This is a genomic window from Arthrobacter sp. I3 (assembly GCF_000520575.1).
Taxonomy (GTDB): Bacteria; Actinomycetota; Actinomycetes; order Actinomycetales; family Micrococcaceae; genus Arthrobacter; species Arthrobacter humicola_A.
In genome coordinates, this window is sequence record NZ_KI914969.1 from 19,498 (window position 1) to 20,598 (window position 1,101).

Annotated in this window: 1 protein-coding gene; it reads left to right on the forward strand. The window is 66.7% G+C overall.

Annotated elements, in window-relative coordinates; all coding sequences use genetic code 11:
- Window positions 1–258: 258 nt before the first annotated feature.
- The coding region (locus Y706_RS0121175; protein WP_028278147.1) for a PhzF family phenazine biosynthesis protein at window positions 259–1,101 on the forward strand (843 nt) is incomplete at its 3' end.

Genomic DNA, 1,101 nt, shown 5'->3' on the forward strand with positions numbered 1-1,101 from the left:
CCGGGCTCATTTCCCGCCACTCCTGCGAAGATGACCGGCGTTCACTCTTTCTGGAACTCACCGACGCCGGCCGCGCACTCCACCGCGAAGCCGCCATCGAGCACCGCGCCCTGCTCAAGGAAAACCTGGCCTGAGCCGCATCGCCAGGATTTGCCGCGACGCGCCACCGCTTTTTACCTCTCCGTGATGCCCTGTCATAGACCGCCCGCATGGGTGGATCAACGCTGAGGCGGTGGCTGGAGGTGGGAGGATCGGGGTATGGAAAACACCCCCGAGGTCCTGCGTTATACGGCTTTTTCCACGACGCCAGACGGCGGTAATCCTGCCGGTCTGGTCCTGGATGCCCGCCATCTCGACGATGCCGGGATGCTGGCGGTGGCGGCCGCCGTCGGGTACGCCGAAACTGCCTTCGTGACGGAGCCGGGTCTCGGCGGGGACCCGCGCCGGAGCCGGGTTCGATACTTCTCGCCGATCGCCGAGGTGCCATTCTGTGGCCATGCGACCATTGCGCTGGCCGTTGCGCTGAGCGCACGCGACGGGGCAGGATCCTTCACCTTCGACACCCCCGTCGGCCCCGTCCTCATCGAAACAGCGGGCGACGGCGACGACATCACGGCATCGTTCACGGGTGTTGAGCCACAGCTGGCCGTCTTCGACGACGACATCCTGGCTGACCTTCTGGGCTTGCTCGGCGTCGGGCTGACCGATCTCGATCCCGCTTATCCGCCGCGGATCGCGTATTCAGGGAACTGGCATCCGGTGCTGGTCGTCGCCGACAGCACCCTTTTCGACTCCTTTGCCTTCGATCCGCAGACGGTGCGCCAGCTCATGGACGCACAGGGCTGGGCCGCAACGGTAGCCGTCCTGCACCGGATTGCAGACGGCGAATTCGAAGCCCGGAACCTGTTCCCGGTGGGAGCAATCACGGAGGACCCCGCAACAGGGGCCGCCGCGGCGGCGGTCGGCGCATACCTGCGCATCCTGGGCCTGGTCGAGCCCCCGTCGAGAGTCTTGATCCACCAGGGACGGCACGTCGGCCGCCCGAGCCTACTCACAGTGGACATTCCCGCTGCCGGCGGAATAGTGGTCAGCGGCAGGGCC